The 17,628-nt window shown below is 65.5% G+C and carries 15 protein-coding genes and 2 pseudogenes; 12 read left to right on the forward strand and 5 right to left on the reverse strand.

Going from position 1 to position 17,628, the window contains the following annotated elements; genetic code table 11:
• From JYA52_RS06795 to JYA52_RS06805, 3 genes and pseudogenes are all read left to right on the forward strand, one after another.
• Nucleotides 1–137 (forward strand): annotated as a pseudogene (locus JYA52_RS06795) (IS481 family transposase); the annotation flags it as partial.
• 524 nt (nucleotides 138–661) lie between these two features.
• Nucleotides 662–1,570 carry a factor-independent urate hydroxylase gene (gene pucL, locus JYA52_RS06800; protein ID WP_205652441.1) on the forward strand — a complete coding sequence of 303 codons (909 nt, stop codon included), beginning with the start codon at nucleotides 662–664 and terminating at the stop codon, nucleotides 1,568–1,570.
• 174 nt (nucleotides 1,571–1,744) lie between these two features.
• Nucleotides 1,745–3,226, forward strand: coding sequence for a nucleobase:cation symporter-2 family protein (locus JYA52_RS06805; RefSeq protein ID WP_205652442.1), 1,482 nt, complete (start codon nucleotides 1,745–1,747; stop codon nucleotides 3,224–3,226).
• A gap of 95 nt (nucleotides 3,227–3,321) precedes the next feature.
• Here JYA52_RS06805 and JYA52_RS06810 read toward each other — a convergent pair whose 3' ends face one another.
• Nucleotides 3,322–4,077, reverse strand: coding sequence for an IclR family transcriptional regulator (locus JYA52_RS06810; RefSeq protein WP_205652443.1), 756 nt, complete (start codon nucleotides 4,075–4,077; stop codon nucleotides 3,322–3,324).
• A gap of 225 nt (nucleotides 4,078–4,302) precedes the next feature.
• On the opposite strand from JYA52_RS06810, the gene JYA52_RS06815 reads away from it, so the two are divergent.
• From JYA52_RS06815 to JYA52_RS06840, 6 genes are all read left to right on the forward strand, one after another.
• Nucleotides 4,303–5,787: an NAD-dependent malic enzyme gene (locus tag JYA52_RS06815; protein ID WP_205652444.1), complete on the forward strand. Its 1,485-nt coding sequence runs from the start codon at nucleotides 4,303–4,305 to the stop codon at nucleotides 5,785–5,787.
• 25 nt (nucleotides 5,788–5,812) lie between these two features.
• Nucleotides 5,813–7,411 (forward strand): malate synthase A, encoded by a 1,599-nt coding sequence (gene aceB / locus JYA52_RS06820; RefSeq protein ID WP_205652445.1) that lies wholly within the window; start codon nucleotides 5,813–5,815, stop codon nucleotides 7,409–7,411.
• Between the two features lie 3 nt (nucleotides 7,412–7,414).
• Nucleotides 7,415–8,689, forward strand: a complete 1,275-nt coding sequence (locus JYA52_RS06825) for a DUF6986 family protein (RefSeq protein WP_205652446.1) — start codon at nucleotides 7,415–7,417, stop codon at nucleotides 8,687–8,689.
• Nucleotides 8,690–8,699: 10 nt separating this feature from the next.
• Nucleotides 8,700–9,512 carry a bifunctional allantoicase/(S)-ureidoglycine aminohydrolase gene (locus JYA52_RS06830; protein ID WP_205652447.1) on the forward strand — a complete coding sequence of 271 codons (813 nt, stop codon included), beginning with the start codon at nucleotides 8,700–8,702 and terminating at the stop codon, nucleotides 9,510–9,512.
• 203 nt (nucleotides 9,513–9,715) lie between these two features.
• Nucleotides 9,716–10,879, forward strand: coding sequence for a serine hydrolase domain-containing protein (locus tag JYA52_RS06835; protein WP_205652448.1), 1,164 nt, complete (start codon nucleotides 9,716–9,718; stop codon nucleotides 10,877–10,879).
• A 44-nt stretch (nucleotides 10,880–10,923) separates the two neighbouring features.
• Complete coding sequence (locus JYA52_RS06840; RefSeq protein ID WP_205652449.1) at nucleotides 10,924–11,280, forward strand: VOC family protein; 357 nt, start codon at nucleotides 10,924–10,926, stop codon at nucleotides 11,278–11,280.
• Between the two features lie 139 nt (nucleotides 11,281–11,419).
• On the opposite strand, the gene JYA52_RS06845 is transcribed toward JYA52_RS06840, so the two are convergent.
• On the reverse strand, nucleotides 11,420–12,595 hold the full coding sequence (locus JYA52_RS06845; protein WP_205652450.1) for a zinc-dependent alcohol dehydrogenase: 1,176 nt from the start codon (nucleotides 12,593–12,595) through the stop codon (nucleotides 11,420–11,422).
• Nucleotides 12,596–12,766: 171 nt separating this feature from the next.
• Between JYA52_RS06845 and JYA52_RS06850 the strand changes: the two genes are divergently transcribed.
• A complete protein-coding gene (locus JYA52_RS06850; RefSeq protein WP_240460044.1) occupies nucleotides 12,767–13,042 on the forward strand; it encodes a hypothetical protein in 276 nt (91 codons plus the stop codon).
• 54 nt (nucleotides 13,043–13,096) lie between these two features.
• Here JYA52_RS06850 and JYA52_RS06855 read toward each other — a convergent pair whose 3' ends face one another.
• The 3 genes and pseudogenes from JYA52_RS06855 to JYA52_RS06865 all read right to left on the reverse strand — a co-directional run bounded on the left by JYA52_RS06855 (nucleotide 13,097) and on the right by JYA52_RS06865 (nucleotide 15,927).
• Nucleotides 13,097–13,786 (reverse strand): HAD family hydrolase, encoded by a 690-nt coding sequence (locus JYA52_RS06855; RefSeq protein ID WP_205652451.1) that lies wholly within the window; start codon nucleotides 13,784–13,786, stop codon nucleotides 13,097–13,099.
• Nucleotides 13,787–13,848: 62 nt separating this feature from the next.
• Nucleotides 13,849–14,031 (reverse strand): annotated as a pseudogene (locus tag JYA52_RS06860) (DUF1508 domain-containing protein); the annotation flags it as partial.
• A 93-nt stretch (nucleotides 14,032–14,124) separates the two neighbouring features.
• A complete protein-coding gene (locus JYA52_RS06865; protein ID WP_205652452.1) occupies nucleotides 14,125–15,927 on the reverse strand; it encodes a glycoside hydrolase family 15 protein in 1,803 nt (600 codons plus the stop codon).
• Between the two features lie 149 nt (nucleotides 15,928–16,076).
• Here JYA52_RS06865 and JYA52_RS06870 point away from each other — a divergent pair, with 149 nt between their 5' ends.
• Complete coding sequence (locus JYA52_RS06870; RefSeq protein ID WP_205652453.1) at nucleotides 16,077–16,811, forward strand: GAF and ANTAR domain-containing protein; 735 nt, start codon at nucleotides 16,077–16,079, stop codon at nucleotides 16,809–16,811.
• Between the two features lie 2 nt (nucleotides 16,812–16,813).
• Nucleotides 16,814–17,545 (forward strand): DUF72 domain-containing protein, encoded by a 732-nt coding sequence (locus JYA52_RS06875; protein ID WP_205652555.1) that lies wholly within the window; start codon nucleotides 16,814–16,816, stop codon nucleotides 17,543–17,545.
• Nucleotides 17,546–17,628: the final 83 nt, after the last annotated feature.

Below are 17,628 nucleotides of genomic sequence, written 5' to 3' on the forward strand. Positions count from 1 at the left end.
CCTACACATCAGAAACCGAGCGAGCAGCCACGTACCCCGATTGGCTACATCAGTACAATCATCACAGGACCCATACCGGCATCGGAGGAAAAACTCCCATCAGCCGCGTTCATAACCTCCGTGGGAATTACACCTAGGGCCGCCGGCGACCAAACACCGGAAGGCTGTGAATCCAGCGGGAGATGGGGCCGGGTGCGTGGGTACGGTCCGCGGGAAGGTAAAAATCCGGATCCGCTCCGCCTCCGCGGGGGAGGTAGAACTCCGGGACTGAGGGGCTGGCCGTCTCGGCCGGTGCAACGGGGAACTGGTCCTGCGGGTACATCTGATCCTCCCTAGGTTTTTTCGTATTGCGGAATGAACTTATTGCTATATGAAAATATTAGGGCGCGCGGACCGTCGGGTCAATGGCTCCGGAGTGCTCCGGTCACAATCAGGATTTTCAGAAAGTGATGTACACCACCGCCTGGACTCGGCTACGCTTTAAGCAATTCGTGGCGTGGGTCACGTAACCTGGGAGCAGCAGGCAGGGTCGTAATGAGCTGGCATCAATGGATGCCGGCTCTTTTTTGTTGGGTCGGCACCACCGGAAACGCGCTGGAAATGCGCGCTTAATTTCAATGATGGAACCTAGGTTCCACCTCACGGAAGTTGGGAACAGACCATGAGCAGCAAAATCATCCTCGGCCAGAACCAGTACGGCAAGGCCGAAGTCCGGGTCGTCAAAATCACCCGGGACACGGCCCGCCACGAAATCGAAGACCTGAACGTCACCTCGCAGCTCCGTGGCGACTTCGCCGCCGCCCACCTCGAAGGCGACAACAGCCACGTCGTGGCAACGGACACCCAGAAGAACACCATCTACGCGTTCGCCAAGGACGGGATCGGCTCACCGGAGGCGTTCCTGCTGCGCCTGGGCGAGCACTTCACCTCCAGCTTCGACTGGGTCACCGGCGGACGCTGGGAAGCGGAATCCTACAGCTGGGACCGGATCCAGGCCCACGGTGCCGCGCACGACCACTCCTTCGTGCGCAACGGCCAGGAGGTCCGCACCGCAGTCCTCGTGAAGGACGGCGCGGCAACCCACCTGATCTCCGGGCTCAAGGACCTGACCGTCCTGAAGTCCACGCAGTCGGGCTTCGTGGGGTACCCGAAGGACAAGTACACCACCCTGCCGGAGACCACCGACCGCATCCTGGCCACCGACGTCTCCGCACGCTGGCGGTTCAAGGCCGGAACGGACTTCAGCTCGCTGGACTTCAACAAGAGCTACGAGGACATCAAGGGCCTCCTGCTCGAAGGATTTACCGAAAAGTACTCCCACGCCCTGCAGCAGACGCTTTTCGACATGGGCGCCAAGGTCCTTGAAGCCCACAGCGAGATCGATGAGATCAAGTTCTCGATGCCCAACAAGCACCACTTCCTGGTGGACCTGTCGCCGTTCGGCCTGGACAACCCCAACGAGGTGTTCTTTGCCGCCGACCGTCCGTACGGCCTGATCGAGGCCACCGTCCAGCGCGAAGACGCCGCCCCCGCGGAGATCGCCTGGTCCGGCATCGCCGGCTTCTGCTAAGCCCTCAGTACCAACGGTTGAGCTTGTCGAGATCCTTTGGTTTCGACAAGCTCAACCACCGGTGATTGAGCCTGTCGAAATCCAGCGGCCAACGCCCACATCTTTCAGCCATACCCGTTAGCCAGACATTGTTAGCCAGACGAAGGCGTCTGCCATGAACCAAGGAAGTCTGCCATGAACACCAAGAAAAAAGCCCGCACAGCGGCCGCCCGCCCCGAAGACCAACGACTCTCGCTTGGGGCCACCTTTGCCTACGGGTTCCAGCACGTCCTCACGATGTACGGCGGCATCATTGCCCCGCCGCTGATCATCGGTGCGGCCGCCGGCATGTCATCGCAGGACATCGGGCTCCTGATCGCCGCCTGCCTCTTTGTGGGCGGCCTGGCCACGATCCTTCAAACGATCGGCATCCGGTTCTTCGGATCCCAGCTGCCCCTGGTCCAGGGCGTCTCGTTTGCCGGAGTGTCCACCATGGTGGCGATCGTCCACGGGGGCGGCGGGATCCAAGCCGTCTTCGGCTCCGTGATTGCGGCCTCGCTGATCGGCCTGCTGATTACGCCGCTGTTTTCCAAAATCATTCGCTTCTTCCCGCCGGTGGTCACCGGCACGGTGATCACCACCATCGGCCTGACGCTGATGCCGGTCGCGGCCAACTGGGCCATGGGCGGCAACAGCAAGGCACCCAACTACGGCAGCATGGCCAACATCGGCCTGGCCGCCGCCACCATGGCAATCGTCCTGTTGCTCAGCAAAGTGGGCAGCGCAGCGATCTCCCGGCTTTCCATCCTGCTAGCCATGGTTCTGGGCACGGGGATTGCCTTCGTCTTCGGCATGGCCGACTTCTCCAAGGTGGGCCAGGGCGAAATAGTTGCCTTCCCCACCCCCTTCGCCTTCGGTGCTCCCACGTTCGAGATCGCCGCGATCATCTCCATGCTGATCGTCATCCTGGTGACCCTCACGGAGACCTCGGCGGACATCATTGCCGTGGGCGAAATCGTGGGCACCAAGGTGGACTCCAAGCGCATCGGCGACGGCCTGCGGGCCGACATGCTCTCCAGCGCCATCTCCCCGCTGTTCAACTCCTTCACGCAGAGCGCCTTCGCTCAGAACGTGGGCCTCGTTGCCATCACCGGCGTCAAGAGCCGCTTCGTCGTCAGCGCAGGCGGCCTGATCCTGGTGATCCTGGGCCTGCTGCCGGTGCTTGGCCGGGTGGTCGCAGCGGTGCCGACTCCCGTCCTGGGCGGTGCCGGCGTCGTACTCTTTGGAACGGTTGCCGCCAGCGGCATCCGGACGCTGGCCAAAGTGGAGTACCGGAACAACATGAACCTGATCATCGTGGCGGCGTCCATCGGCTTCGGCATGATCCCGATCGCCGCCCCCGCGTTCTACGACCAGTTCCCGTCCTGGTTCGGCACCATCTTCCACTCCGGCATCAGCTCGGCCGCCGTCATGGCCATCCTGCTGAACCTGCTCTTCAACCACCTCAAGGCCGGCAACTCGGAGAACCAGTCAGTGTTCGTGGCCGGCACGGGGCGCGTGGTCCGGGAGGAGGACCTGCAGTGCCTGGCCGACGGCGACCGCTTCGAGGGCGGCAAGCTGATTGACTGCGACGGCAAGGAAGTCCCGATCCAGGCCTCGACAGCATCCGAGCACTAACCCGCCAGCGCGAACAAGCAGCTAATGCCCCCAAATCCGAGATCTGGGGGCATTACCTGCTTGTTCGCGCCGTAGCGGAACCACGACGACGGGGGTTAGTTTTGGTTGAATTCGTCGGAAATCGCCTGGGCCGCTTCGCGGAGCAGCGGCACGGCGCGGTCGGCAAAGGACTTGTCCACGCGCGACACCGGCCCGGACACGGAAATCGCCGTCGGAGTGGGGGCATTCGGCACCGCCATGGCGAAGCAACGGACACCGAGTTCCTGCTCCTCCTCGTCGATGGAGTACCCGCGCTCGCGGATGAGCTTCAGGTCAGCCAGCAGGGCGTCAATATCGCCAATGCTCTTGGGAGTGGGCGTCGGCATGCCGGTCCGGCTCACGATCCCGCGGACCGCCTCGTCGTCGAGCTGGGCAAGGATGGCCTTGCCCACGCCCGTGTCGTGGGTATGCGCGCGGCGGCCCACCTCGGTGAACATGCGCATGGAATGCAGGGACGGGACCTGGGCCACATAGATCACCATGTCCGAATCGAGCACGGCCATGTTGGACGTCTCGCCAAGCCGGTCCACGAGGGACTTGAGCTGCGGCCGCGCGAGGGCTCCCAGCTGCTTGTTGGCGCCTTCGCCCAGCCGGATCAGCCGCGGGCCCAGGGCGTAGCGGCGGTTCGGCAGCTGGCGGATGTAGCCGAGCGTAACGAGGGTGCGCAGGAGGCGGTGGATCGTGGGCAGGGGCAGGTCGGTGGAGGAGGACAGCTCGCTGAGCGTGACGTCTCCCCCGGCATCCGTGATGAGTTCCAAAAGTTCGAAGACGCGCTCAACGGACTGCACGCCTCCCGCGGCTTTTTCGGCCATTCCGTCGTCTCCTGCTGGGGTAGATTCCGACAACTCTTATCCGCATTGTGAAAAGAACTGCTTAGAAAGCCTAAGTTACAGCACGGCGGGGGTCCGCGTCGATGCGCCCAATCCACCTTCCCAAGGGGCTTGTGTTTCCATAAAGTAGATAATAATATCCATAATACGAAAACATTCAGCGGCGAAAGCCAAGCCCAGCGATGGGCCCAACCAGGAGGACCTTCAATGGCGAACCCGAGCCCCGGAAATTCGATCACCCTGCGCGTCGAGGCGCCGTCCAGCTTCACCGCCACCAGCGAGCTCGCCGCGGCCGTGGGCGCCGCCGGCGCGGCCATCACGGCCCTCGACGTCACCGAGTCCCACCACGAGACCCTGGTTGTGGACGTCACCTGCAACACCACCGACGACGACCACGCCAACCGGGTCAAGGACGCCCTGAACGCGCTCGACGGCGTCCGGGTCCGGAACGTCTCGGACCGCACCTTCCTCATGCACCTGGGCGGCAAGCTGGAGGTCGTTCCCAAGGTGGCCCTGCGCAACCGCGACGACCTCTCCCGCGCCTACACCCCCGGCGTCGCCCGCGTCTGCCTTGCCATCGCGGAAAACCCCGACGCCGCCCGGAACCTCACCGTCAAGCGGAACACCATCGCCGTGGTCACCGACGGTTCGGCCGTTCTCGGCCTCGGCAACATCGGCCCGGCCGCTGCGCTGCCCGTGATGGAGGGCAAGGCTGCGCTGTTCAAGCAGTTCGCCAACGTTGACGCCTGGCCCGTCTGCCTGGACACGCAGGACACCGAGGAGATCATCAAGATCGTCAAGGCCCTCGCGCCGGTCTACGGCGGCGTGAACCTCGAGGACATCGCGGCCCCCCGCTGCTTCGAGATCGAAAACCGGCTCCGCGAGGAACTCGACATCCCGGTCTTCCACGACGACCAGCACGGCACCGCCATCGTCACCCTTGCCGCCCTCGTCAATGCGCTGCGCGTCGTCGGCAAGAAGCTCGACGAGGTGCGGATCGTCGTCTCGGGCGTCGGCGCCGCGGGCTCGGCTATTATCCAGCTGCTCAAGGCCCAGGGCGCGAAGCACATCGTGGCCGCCGGCCGCTCCGGCGCCATCCACTCCGGCGAGCAGTACAACGACGAACACCGCAGCTGGATTGCCGCCAACACCAACGAGGAGGGATTCTCAGGCACCCTGCACGAGGCCCTCAATGGTGCGGATGTGTTTATCGGCGTCAGCGCACCCCACGTGATCGGCGAGGAACAGGTCGCCTCGATGGCCAAGGACGGCATCGTGTTTGCCATGGCCAACCCGACGCCCGAAATCGACCCTGCCATCGCCTCCAAGCATGCCGCCGTGGTGGCCACGGGACGCAGCGACTTCCCCAACCAGATCAACAACGTGCTGGCCTTCCCGGGCTTCTTCCGCGGGCTGCTGGACGCCGGCGCCTCCGACATCACCCCCGAGATGCTGGTGGCCGCCGCCGAGGCCATCGCCAACCGCGTGGCTGACGATGAGCTCAACGCCAGCTACATCATCCCCAGCGTCTTCGACCCCCACGTGGCCGCAGATGTCGCAGCAGCAGTGGCCGCCGCAGCCCACGCCGCAGCCGGAGTTCACACGTCACCGGCAGCGACGGGGGACACAATGGAAGCAGCAGCACATGCAGCTGCAGCTGCAAACACAGCAGCAGCCCTCGCCAACGCCTGATTCTCAGCCCTGGAAAGGACCCACAATGGCTATCACAGTCACAGACCCCCGGCCGATCGAGCGGGCAGAGGAGATTCTCACACCGAAGGCCCTCGCGTTCGTCGAAGAGCTCCACAAGCGGTTCGCGGGCACGCGCGCCGAACTCCTCCAGGCCCGGGCCGCGAAGCGCGAGCACGTGGCCAGGACCGGCAGCCTGGATTTCCTGCCGGACACCCAGGACGTGCGCGAAGGCGACTGGAAGGTTGCGCCGGCACCGGCGGCCCTGCAGGACCGCCGGGTCGAGATGACGGGTCCCGCCTCACCCGCCAAGATGGCCATCAATGCGCTGAACTCCGGCGCCAAGGTATGGCTCGCGGACCTCGAGGACGCCAGCACCCCCACATGGGCCAACGTCATCGACGCCATCCTGAACCTGCGTGATGCCGCCACCGGGACCCTGAGCTACACGTCCCCGGAAGGCAAGGAGTACCGGCTCCGCACCGACGCCCCGCTCGCCGTCGTGGTGGCCCGCCCCCGCGGCTGGCACATGGAGGAACGGCACCTGCTGATCGACGGCGTACCCGCCGTGGGTGCCCTCGTGGACTTCGGGCTGCACTTCTTCCACATCGCCAAGCAGCTGATCCTCAACGGCCAGGGCCCGTACTACTACCTGCCGAAGATGGAAAGCCACCTCGAGGCCCGCCTGTGGAACGAGGTGTTCGTCTTCGCACAGGACTTCCTCGGCATCCACCAGGGCACCATCCGCGCCACCGTCCTGATCGAGACCATCCCCGCCGCGTTCGAGATGGACGAGATCCTCTACGAACTCCGCGACCACGCCTCCGGCCTGAACGCCGGCCGCTGGGACTACCTGTTCAGCATCATCAAGTACTTCCGCGACGCCGGCGCCAGCTTCGTGCTGCCGGACCGCGCCACCGTGGCCATGACCGCGCCCTTCATGCGCGCCTACACGGAACTGCTGGTCAAAACCTGCCACCACCGCGGCGCCTTCGCCATGGGCGGCATGGCGGCCGTCATCCCCAACCGCCGCGAACCCGAAGTCACGGCCCAGGCCTTCGAGAAGGTCCGCGCGGACAAGACCCGCGAGGCGAACGACGGCTTCGACGGCTCCTGGGTGGCCCACCCGGACCTCGTCCCCGTCTGCAAGGAAGTGTTCGATGCGGTCCTCGCCGACAAGCCCAACCAGCTGGACAAGCAGCGCCCGGAGGTCTCCGTGACCGCCGGCCAGCTGCTGGACATCGCCTCGGCCGACGGCCAGGTCACCGAGGCCGGGCTTCGGCTGAACCTCTACGTTGCCGTCGCCTACACGGCGGTGTGGATCTCCGGCAACGGTGCGGTGGCCATCCACAACCTCATGGAAGATGCCGCAACGGCGGAGATCTCCCGCTCGCAGGTGTGGCAGCAGATCCGCAACGAGGTGGTCCTGGCGGACACCGGCAACACCGTCACCCGCGAACTGGTCACGAAGATCCTGGCCGAGGAAACCGAGAAGCTTCGCGGCGAGGTGGGCGAGGAGGCCTTCGATCGCTACTACCAGCCCGCCAGCAGCCTGATCGCGGACATCTGCCTCTCCGAGGACTACACGGACTTCCTCACCACCCCGGCCTACGAACTGGTGGGCTGAAGCATGGCGGTACCCGAACCATCACTCGGCGCGGCTGATCTCGCCCGGATCGACTCACAGCTGGCGGCCACCGACCGGCTGCTGGAGCAGAACTACCCTGGCGACGACGGCTCCCGCCAGCCCGTCCACACGGTGTACGTGCCCGCGGACCGGTTCACGCCGTCGCTCACCGCTGACTGGGGCGCCCAGGCGCTCACGACGGCGGCAGCCCACGGCGGGCTCGCCCGCCTGGGCGCGCTGCTGGGCCAGGACGCGGAACTCACTGCCGCCGTCGCCTCCCGGGTGGAGGCCAAGCTGGGCAGCGAACCGATCGAGGACCTCCGCCTCGACTTCGAGGACGGCTTTGGAGACAGGGGCGACGACGCCGAGGACGCCGCCGCCGTTGCCGCTGCGTCCGCCGTGGCCTCAGCGGTCGCCGCCGGCTCCGCGCCTCCGTTCATCGGCATCCGGTTCAAGTGCTTCGAGGCCCCCACCAGGGCCCGCGGCCTGCGCACGCTGGACCTTTTCGTGTCCGGCCTGGCCGCAGCAGGCGAACTGCCCGACGGCCTGGTCCTGACACTGCCGAAGGTCACCACGGTGGCCCAGGTGCAGGCAATGGAGTTCGCCGTATCCCGGCTCGAGGAACTCCATTCGCTCCCGGCCGGACGCCTGCGCTTCGAGGTGCAGGTGGAGACACCGCAGCTCATCCTCGGCCCGGACGGGACCTCGCCCGTGGCACAGCTTCCGCACGCAGTTCCCGGCCGGATCAGCGGGCTGCACTACGGCACCTACGACTACTCGGCGTCGCTGCAGATCTCTGCCGAGTACCAGTCCATGGAGCACCCGGTGGCGGACTTCGCCAAAGAGGTCATGCAGCTGGCCGTCGCGGGAACCGGCATCCGGCTCTCGGACGGCTCCACCAACATCATTCCGGTTGGCGACAACGTGGAAAACGCCTGGCAGCTGCACGGCCGGCTGGTGCGGCGTTCCCTCGAACGCGGCTACTACCAGGGCTGGGACCTGCATCCGGCCCAGCTGCCCAGCCGGTTCGCTGCAACGTACGCGTTCTACCGCCAAGGGCTGCCCGCCGCGGCGGCCCGGCTACGCAACTATGTGGACCGCACCGAAGGCGGGGTCATGGACGAGCCCGCCACCGCCCGGGCGCTGGCCGCATTCGTGCTGCGCGGCGTCCAGTGCGGCGCCGTAGGCGGCGAAGAGGTCCAGGCGCTTGCCGGCGTCGGAATCCCCCAACTCACCGGCCTGGCCCACCCGAGGCTGGCCCACACCATTTCGAAGTAAGGATCCAATGATGGGCAAGTACTACTACCCCCAGGGCGGCCTGCCGCCGCAGACCCACCTCACCACGGAACGGGCCATCGTCACGGAGGCCTACACGGTCATCCCCAAGGGCGTCATGACCGACATCGTGACCAGCACCCTGCCTGGTTTCTCCAACACCCGCTCCTGGATCCTGGCCCGCCCGATCTCCGGGTTTGCCACCACGTTTTCGCAGCTGATCGTGGAAATCGGCCCGGGCGGCGCCGCTCCCAAGGCCGAGTTTGAGCCCGGCGTCGAAGGCGTCATCTTCGTCACCAAGGGAAAGGTCAACCTGACCCTCGACGGCGAACTGCACCAGCTTGAGGAAGGCGGCTACGCCTACCTGGCCGCGGGTGCTACCTGGGGTCTGGAGAACGTCTCGGATGACATTGTCTCCTTCCAATGGATCCGCAAGGCCTACGAGCGGCTGGAGGGCTACGAGGCAAAGTCCTTCGTCACCAGTGATGCCGAGGTGGAACCCACCGCGATGCCGGATACCAACGGCGCCTGGAAGACGACCCGCTTCACGGATTCCAGCGATCTGGCACACGACATGCAGGTGAACATTGTGACGTTCCAGCCGGGCGGGGTCATCCCGTTTCCGGAGACCCACGTCATGGAACACGGCCTGTACGTCCTCGAGGGCAAGGCCATGTACCTGCTCAACAACGACTGGGTTGAGGTGGAGGCCGGCGACTTCATGTGGCTGCGAGCCTTCTGCCCGCAGGCCTGCTATGCCGGCGGCCCGGGCCAGTTCCGTTACTTGCTGTACAAGGACATGAACCGCCAGATCCGCCTGACCTAGCCGGTCCCTGTCTGGTCGCCCAGGTCGCCGGAAGCCTGCGAATTCGCCGTGGGCTTCCGGCGACCCCGCGCGTTTCCGGCGACCCCGTCAGCGGAGTACGGGCTCTTGACCGCCACGGAACGCGCGAGGGAACATGATTCGTGCCGGCAAGCTGGCCTCGGTGTCGTAGGTTCAGCGCCGGCCCGGGCAAAGGATCTGATGGCATGCCAGGGTTCAGGCTTCCGGTCTCCTTCCTGCGATGCTTTGCGGCCATGTCCGCCGCTCTCCTGGCCGCCTCCCTTGGCGGCTGCACGGGGTCACCGGATCCGCCTGAGCAGCCAACGGCTTCCGCCACAGCCTTCGCCGAACTCGAGAACTTCGGCCGGACCATGATCGATGACGGCGCTCCGGCCGTCCTGATGCAGGTCAGGAACAAGGGCGAAGAATGGTCCCGGGCAATCGGTGTCAGAAGCCTCGAGACCAGGGAACCGGTGCAGCCCTCCGATCCCGTGGAAGTCGCCAGCGTGACGAAATCCATGGTGGCAGTCACCGTCCTGAAGCTCGTGGAGGAAGGCAGGCTTGGCCTCGACGACGCTGTCAGCGAGCACCTGCCGGACCTTGGCCGCGTCGTGCACCCGCCATTTCCGGTCACTGTGCGCGATCTGCTCAGCCATTCGTCGGGAATGCCGGACTACGCGGCGAAACTGATTGCATCCAGGCCGCTAAAGGAAGTGATCAACACCAGGCTGAGCCTGACCCAACGGCTTGCCTGGGCAGGGAGGACGACGTGGGAGAAACGGCTCGCCCAGGGGTTCGAGTACTCGGAGTCGGACTACGTGGCGTTGGCGCTGCTGGTGGAGAGGCTCAGAGGACAGCCGATCGGTGACGTCATCAGTGAGCAGATCACCGGCCCGCTGGGGATGAGCGGCACATTCATGATCGGCGCCAGGACCCCGCCGTCGGGCATCGCACACGGCTATCTGGTCATCGAGGACCAGCGCGTGGATGTGACGTCCCCGGCAGTTCTCACAGGGTCGCCGTCCGGGGGCCTGGTATCCACCGTGCAGGACCTGAACACGTTCTATTCAGCCCTCATGCAGGGAAAGCTCCTGAGCCCCGCCACGTTGAAGGAGATGCAGACTCCCAACACCGCCGGATTCTACGGCCTCGGCCTGTGGATCTGGAACGACACCTGCACCAACGGCTTCGCCTACGGCCATCCGGGAGACCTCCTGGGCTACGGGACCGTCTCAATGACCAGCGCGGATGGAACCAGGCAGGTGACCGTGGCCCTCACCTATCCGCCTGCGCCCTTTATTCTGGGGGACAACCCGCTCGTCCTGGAAATGATGGACGTCGCCGAACACACACTGAACAGCATGTGCTGACCACGCCCCTTGCAACATCAACAGCCTCACGCCAGCATGAGACCATGCTGACGATCGGAACAACTGTCCTCGGAGTGAACGACGTCGCCCGTGCCACCGCCTTCTGGTGTGATGCCCTTGGCTATGTCCCCCGCGAGGAGGGCGATGAAACGTGGGTGGTCCTGGTCCCGCAAAAGGGCGAAGGCGCCAGGCTTGCCCTCATGCTCAGCGAAACGCCCGTGCAGCCGCATCCGCGCATCCATCTGGACCTGTACGCCGACGACCAGGCGGGCGAAGTGGAGCGGCTCTTGGGGCTGGGGGCCTCGCAGGTGGACTGGGACCTGTATCCGGAGGACCCCGATTTCATCGTCCTGGAAGATCCGGACGGAAACCGGTTCTGCGTCGTCGACGCTTCCGCCTGACTGCCAGCCTTCCCTACAGCCAATAGGGCCCGTGACGAGCGGCAGCCGACAACGAAGGGACACGCATGGACTAAGAAATTCGTGGATTTGAACAACGAATCCTGGTCCACCACTTTGGACACCGGCCCAATTCGGCGCCCTAAGGCTGAAGAACAACCTTGATGCAGCCGTCCTCCTTCTTCTGAAACTTGTCATACAGCGCGGGCGCCTCGGCCAGCCCCGCACGGTGGGTGACCAGATCCATGACACCCAGCGGGTCGGCGTCGTCCTCCACCAGCGGAAGCAGCTCATCCGTCCACCGGCGGACGTTGCACTGCCCCATCCGGAGCTGGATCTGCTTGTCGAACATGGTCAGCAGCGGCATGGGGCTGGCCGGGCCTCCGTACACGCCGCTCAGGGACACGGTTCCGCCGCGGCGGACCCCGTCAAGGGCCGTGTGCAGGGCCGCGAGCCGGTCCACGCCCGCGGTTTCCATGGCTTTTTGCGCCAGCTTGTCCGGCAGCAGACCCAGGGCCTGGTGCGCGAATCCCGCCACGGGCGAACCATGGGCCTCCATGCCGACGGCGTCCACCACACCATCGGCGCCGCGGCCCTCCGTTAGCTCGCGGAGCTCATCAGCCACGCCCTTGGAGTAGTCCAGGACTTCGACGCCGTGCCTTGCAGCCATCTCGCGGCGCTCCAGGACCGGATCCACTCCGACCACGCGCAGTCCCAGGTGCGTTCCGACCCTCGAGGCGAACTGGCCTACGGGACCGAGCCCAAGCACGGCCAGCGTCCCGCCGGCGGCGACGTCCGCGTACTTCACGGCCTGCCAGGCCGTGGGAAGGATGTCGGACAGAAACAGGTAGCGGTCATCGGGGAGCTCCTGGCGGACCTTGACCGGGCCATAGTCGGCAAACGGGACCCGCAGGTATTCCGCCTGGCCGCCCGGCACGGAGCCATAGAGTTCCGAGTAGCCGAACAACGCGGCCCCCGAGTTTTTCTGTCTGACCTGGGTCGTCTCGCACTGTGACTGCAGCCCCTGGCTACACATGTAGCAGCGCCCGCAGGCGATGTTGAATGGGACCACGACCCTGTCGCCCTTGGCCAGGTTGGTGACGCCGGCCCCCACCTCCTCCACGATGCCCATGGGCTCGTGGCCCAGAACGTCGCCCTTGTGCATGTAGGGTCCCAGCACCTCGTAGAGGTGAAGGTCCGAACCGCAGATCGCCGTGGAGGTAATCCTGATGATCGCGTCGGTGGGCTCCTGGATGACGGGGTCCGGAACTTCCTCCACGCTCACGGAGCGCTTGCCTTGCCAAGTCAGTGCCTTCATGGTCCCTTCCTTCAATGGAAAAAGATCAGCATGCTTATCAATGGTGCCGCACAGTCAAGGTAGCATTCCGGCGGCCCATGGCAAAAGGTAAGCCCACTTTCCTTTTCTCTTGTTTCAGCCCCCGAAGCCTCCTAGCGTAGGAACTGCCCCCGCCACCGAAGGAAAGGCATCATGATGACGCTGTACCAGCCCGAACCCGTGGAGATTTCCACCCGGATACGTCCCGGCGAGTGGACCGAGTCCAGCCTTGAGGAACTGGTCACCACGTACCGCGCAAAGATCCTCGCCATGGGCGCAATGGTTCCGGAAGTGGTCACCCAAGTCGCAAGGCACGACGACGGATCGGTTGCGGTTACTGTGTCATGGAACAAGGGCGACTACGCCGATGAACCTGCATCCGACAGCCCGGCACCCGGGGAGGCCACGACCGGGCCGGCCACGGCATGAGGCGGCGCAAGCGATAGGCGGCGCGGCGCATTACCGGGCCCGTAATCCGGCTCGCTATCCCGCGAGAAGCCTCCCGATGGCACTGTCCCTGAGGTTATCCAGCAGGTCACGCGGCCCGGCGTACACTTCGACGGCGCCCGCTTCCCGGAGCTCCGCCTCGCTCGTCCCGCCGCAGGTAACGCCGATGGTGGGGATGTCCAGCCTGGCTGCGGCATAGACATCCCACACGGCGTCCCCCACGTAGACGGCATCGGACGCTTCGATCCCAACGGCACGCAGTGCCGCGACGAGTATGTCCGGCTCAGGCTTGCTCTCCTTGGCGTCGTTGGCGCTCGTGGCCGCATCGATGAAGGAATCGGCGGCCAGGCTGGAGCGGAGGGCCTTGAGGTCCTGATCCCGGGCCGAGGAAGCAAGCGCCACCGCCAGGCCACTTTCACAGCACTGCGCCAGCAAATCCCGCGCTCCGTCCAAGGGCCTCAGGGCCGGCCAGTAGGTGCCGAATATTCCGGAGTGGGCCGCGAGGACATCCTCATCGACGGCCGTGTCCCGTCCGTCCGGCAGCAGGTGGTCCACCAGCCGCGCACCGCCCATCCCCACGCAGCGGTGGATCCGCGCCATCGGCACATCAAAACCGGACTGGCGGAACGCCTGCCACCAGGCGAGCGTATGGATATAGGCGGAATCGACCAGGGTGCCGTCGACGTCGAACAGCACCCCCTTCCGGCGCAGGCTCCCGGCACGCATGCCCCGCCTCAGCGTTCCGCCTCATAGGATCCAGGGGAAAGAAGTGCCGACCGCACCACGGCATCGCTGCAGTTATCGCGGATCAGACCTGTCCCGGCAATTTCGCGGGCACGGGCCACCCCGGCCACGGCCGCCCGCTTCGTCGGGAAGGTGACGGACACAGCCATCAGCGCGCCAGTGCCGTCCAGCAGCCGGATCCGGTAGCCGCCATCAGGGGCATCAACCAGCTCAAAATATCCAGACATTCCAGCCCTCCTCCTTCTTTGCCAGTCGGATAGGTGTTAGTAAGTATACTTAGTGATCCGGCGAATGGAGCGGTTTTCGTCAGGAAACGGTAGCTACAACGCAGTTCCTGCCCGCAGCGGCCTGTTGCTTCGCTTGGTCCGGCGCTGTTGCAGCTGCAGGGCGCTCGTCACGAGGGCGAAATGGCTGAAGGCCTGCGGTGTGTTTCCCAGATGCCGGCCGCTCTGGACCCCCCACTCTTCGCTCAGCAGGCCCACGTCGTTGCGCAGCGCCAGGAGGCGTTCGAACAGCTGGGTCGCCTGCCGGTGGCGGCCCGCGCCAAGGAGCGCCTCCACCAGCCAAAAGGAGCAGGCGAGGAAGACGCCTTCGCCCCCCGGGAGGCCGTCGTCACTGACTTCGGGCCGGTACCGGAGCAGGAAACCGTCCTCAGTCAGCTCGCGCTGGATGGCGTCGATGGTGCCGATCACGCGGGGATCGTCAGGCGGCAGGAACCCCACACGCGGGATGAGAAGCAGGCTGGCGTCCAGTTCGGGGCGGCCGTAGGACTGGGTGAACGTGTTGCGGTCAGCGTCGAAGCCGTGGGTCATGACATCGTTCCGGATCGTATCCCGCAGCGCCTCCCAGCGGTCGGCGGGTCCCGGCAGCCCCGATTCCCGCACGCCCTTGACCATCCGGTCCGCGGCAACCCAGGCCATGACCTTCGAGTGCGTGAAATGGCGCCTCGGTCCGCGCATCTCCCACAGCCCGTTGTCCGGCTGGTTCCAGACACCTTCGAGGTACTCCATCAGCGCCACCTGGACGTCCCACGCCTCGTCCGGATGCGTGAGCAGGGAATTGCGGGTGAGCGACAGGCAGTCCAGCACTTCGCCCCAGACGTCCAGTTGCAACTGTCCGGCTGCGCCGTTGCCGATCCGCACCGGGGACGAGTCCTCGTAGCCCGAAAGCCACGGCAGCTCCATCTCGGGCAGTCGGCGCTCGCCGTGGATGCCGTACATGATTTGCAGGTCCGCGGGATCACCCGCGACGGCCCGCAGCAGCCAGTCCCGCCATGCGGCGGCCTCCGCGGTATAGCCAACGGCCAGCAACGACTGCAGCGTCAGCGTGGCGTCACGGAGCCAACAGAAGCGGTAATCCCAGTTCCGCGGTCCACCCAACTGCTCGGGCAGGGACGTGGTCACGGCTGCCACGATGCCGCCGGTGGGGGCATAGGTGAGGGCCTTGAGCGTAATGAGCGAGCGCTCCACCGCGTCCTTGTAGGGACCTGATACCTTGCACTGCCCGGACCAGTCACGCCAAAACTTCTCCGTGGACTCCAGGACAGCTTCGGGGTCCACTGCCCGCGGCCGGCGGACATGGCTGGGCGCCCATGTCAGCACGAAGGGCACGCGTTCGCCCGCTTTCACCGTGAAGTCACTGACGGTGTGCATGTGTTCCCCCCGGAGGGGCGCGTTGGTGGCCAGGTAGGCGGAGTCCGGCCCGGCGATGGCGTGCAGCCCGCGGCTGTCGCGGCGCACCCAGGGCATGATGTGGCCGTAGTCGAAACGGAGGGCCAGCTCGCCCCGCATCCTGACCTGGCCGTGAATTCCCTCAACAATCCGCACGATGTCTGCCACTTCGTCACGGGGCGGCATGAAGTCGATGACCCGGACGGCACCGTCGTCGGTCTCCCATTCCGTTTCGAGGATCAGGGTATGCCTGCGGTAGCTCCGCCGGGTGCACTCCCCCGCGCCGGCCGGAGCGATCTTCCAGCGTCCGGACTCGGGCGTGTCCAGCAAGGCGTTGAAGCAGGCCGGCGAATCGAAGCGCGGCAGGCACAGCCAATCGATGGAACCTTCCGTGCTGATTAGGGCCGCGGTGTGAAGGTCACCCACCACCGCATAATCCTCGATGCGTACCATGCCCTTACAGTGCCATAGCTGGAACGTCCGCACGAGAGCAACCCGGGTGTAGCCTGAGATGAGGGTAGGGCAGCTGCCGCGGACCACGACTTTGAGCCTGATCTCCGGCCAGCCATACGACCGGTGACAGGGCAGAACAGGAGCCTCCTTTGGATAGTCGTCTGAACGAGACTGACGTGACGGGCTACGTCCAGGACCTCCTGCTGGAGACCCAGGACGTCGAGGATTTCCTCAACGAGCTCGCCCGTTACTCGGCCGAACAACTGTCCGGACCCCATGGCCAGCTGTATTGCGGGATCACGCTCCTGAGGGACCGCAGGGCGGGCACGGTGGCCAGCAGCAGCGAAGAGGCGCGCGCGGTGGACGAGATCCAGTACCAGTTCAAGGACGGGCCCTGCCTCCGATCGTGCCGGGAAGGCGTCATCGTCCATGTACCTGATTTTGAACTGGATACGGCATTTCCTGATTACAACGACACTGTCCTCAAGGCCGGCATCCGCTCCGTTCTGGCGGTGCCGTTCGACCTCCCCGGGGGCAACGCCCGTGCCGGCCTCAACATTTATTCGGACAAGCCGAATGCGTTCGACGACGATGCCATAGAGCGCGCCGTCAGCTACGTCCGCCAGGCCGCCAAAGGCCTGCGCCTCGCCGTCCGGATAGCCCAGCACAGCGACGCGGCCTCGAACCTGAAAGCCGCGATGGAGTCACGCACCATCATCGATACAGCGGTGGGCATCATCATCGCGCAGAACCGCTGCAGCCAGGAGGAGGCCATCGCGCTGATCAAGTCCGCCTCCAGCAACCGCAACAGGAAGCTCCGCGACGTGGCTGCCGCGATCGTGGAGTCGGCCGGCGGAGGACACCTGACCACGCACTTCGAGTGACCGTGCCCGTTCATATCGGCACGTCAGGCTGGAGCTACGACCACTGGGAGAACGTGCTCTACCCGCCGGGGCTTCCCGCACGCGACAGGCTGCAGCATTATGTGGCGAGGTTCAGCACGGTGGAGCTGAACGCCAGTTTCTACCGATGGCCGCGGGACACGTCATTTGCCAGTTGGCGGCGGCGGCTTCCCGACGGGTTCGCCCTGTCGCTCAAGGCCCCCCGCGGCCTCACGCACGGCAAGAAACTCTACGGCCCGGAAGTCTGGATCGAGAGGATTTCCCGGTGCTGGCACGAACTCGGTGACAAACGCGCCGTCCTGCTGGTCCAGCTCCCGCCGAACCTGGCGCGTGACGATGGCCGGCTGGATTACTTCCTGGCAGCCCTGCCCGAATGGATCCGGGTGAGTGTGGAGTTCCGGCACCCGAGTTGGGACCATCCGGATGTCTACCGCCTGCTGGAGCGCCACGAAGCGGCCTACTGCGTCATGAGCGGAGCCAACCTGCCGTGCATCCTGAGAGCCACGGCACCCTTCGTCTACGTCAGGCTGCACGGCCCGGACCACGAGCACCTGTACGGCGGCTCGTACTCCGACGAGGACCTGCGCTGGTGGGCGGAAAGGATCCGTGAGTGGCGCGGCGCGGGCAAGGACGTGTACGCCTATTTCAACAACGACGGCGGCGGCAACGCGGTGCGGAACGCGGACACGTTGCGGTGGCTGCTGGGGGACGGCTGACTGGCGTGCCGGAACGGGCGAAAGCCGGCCGGGTCAGGTAACAGAGGCATGCAACGGCCCGCCGGACCGGGGCCTGTGGCAGA

The sequence above is a fragment of the Arthrobacter pascens genome, from assembly GCF_017052465.1.
In the GTDB taxonomy this organism is placed as follows: Bacteria; Actinomycetota; Actinomycetes; order Actinomycetales; family Micrococcaceae; genus Arthrobacter; species Arthrobacter pascens.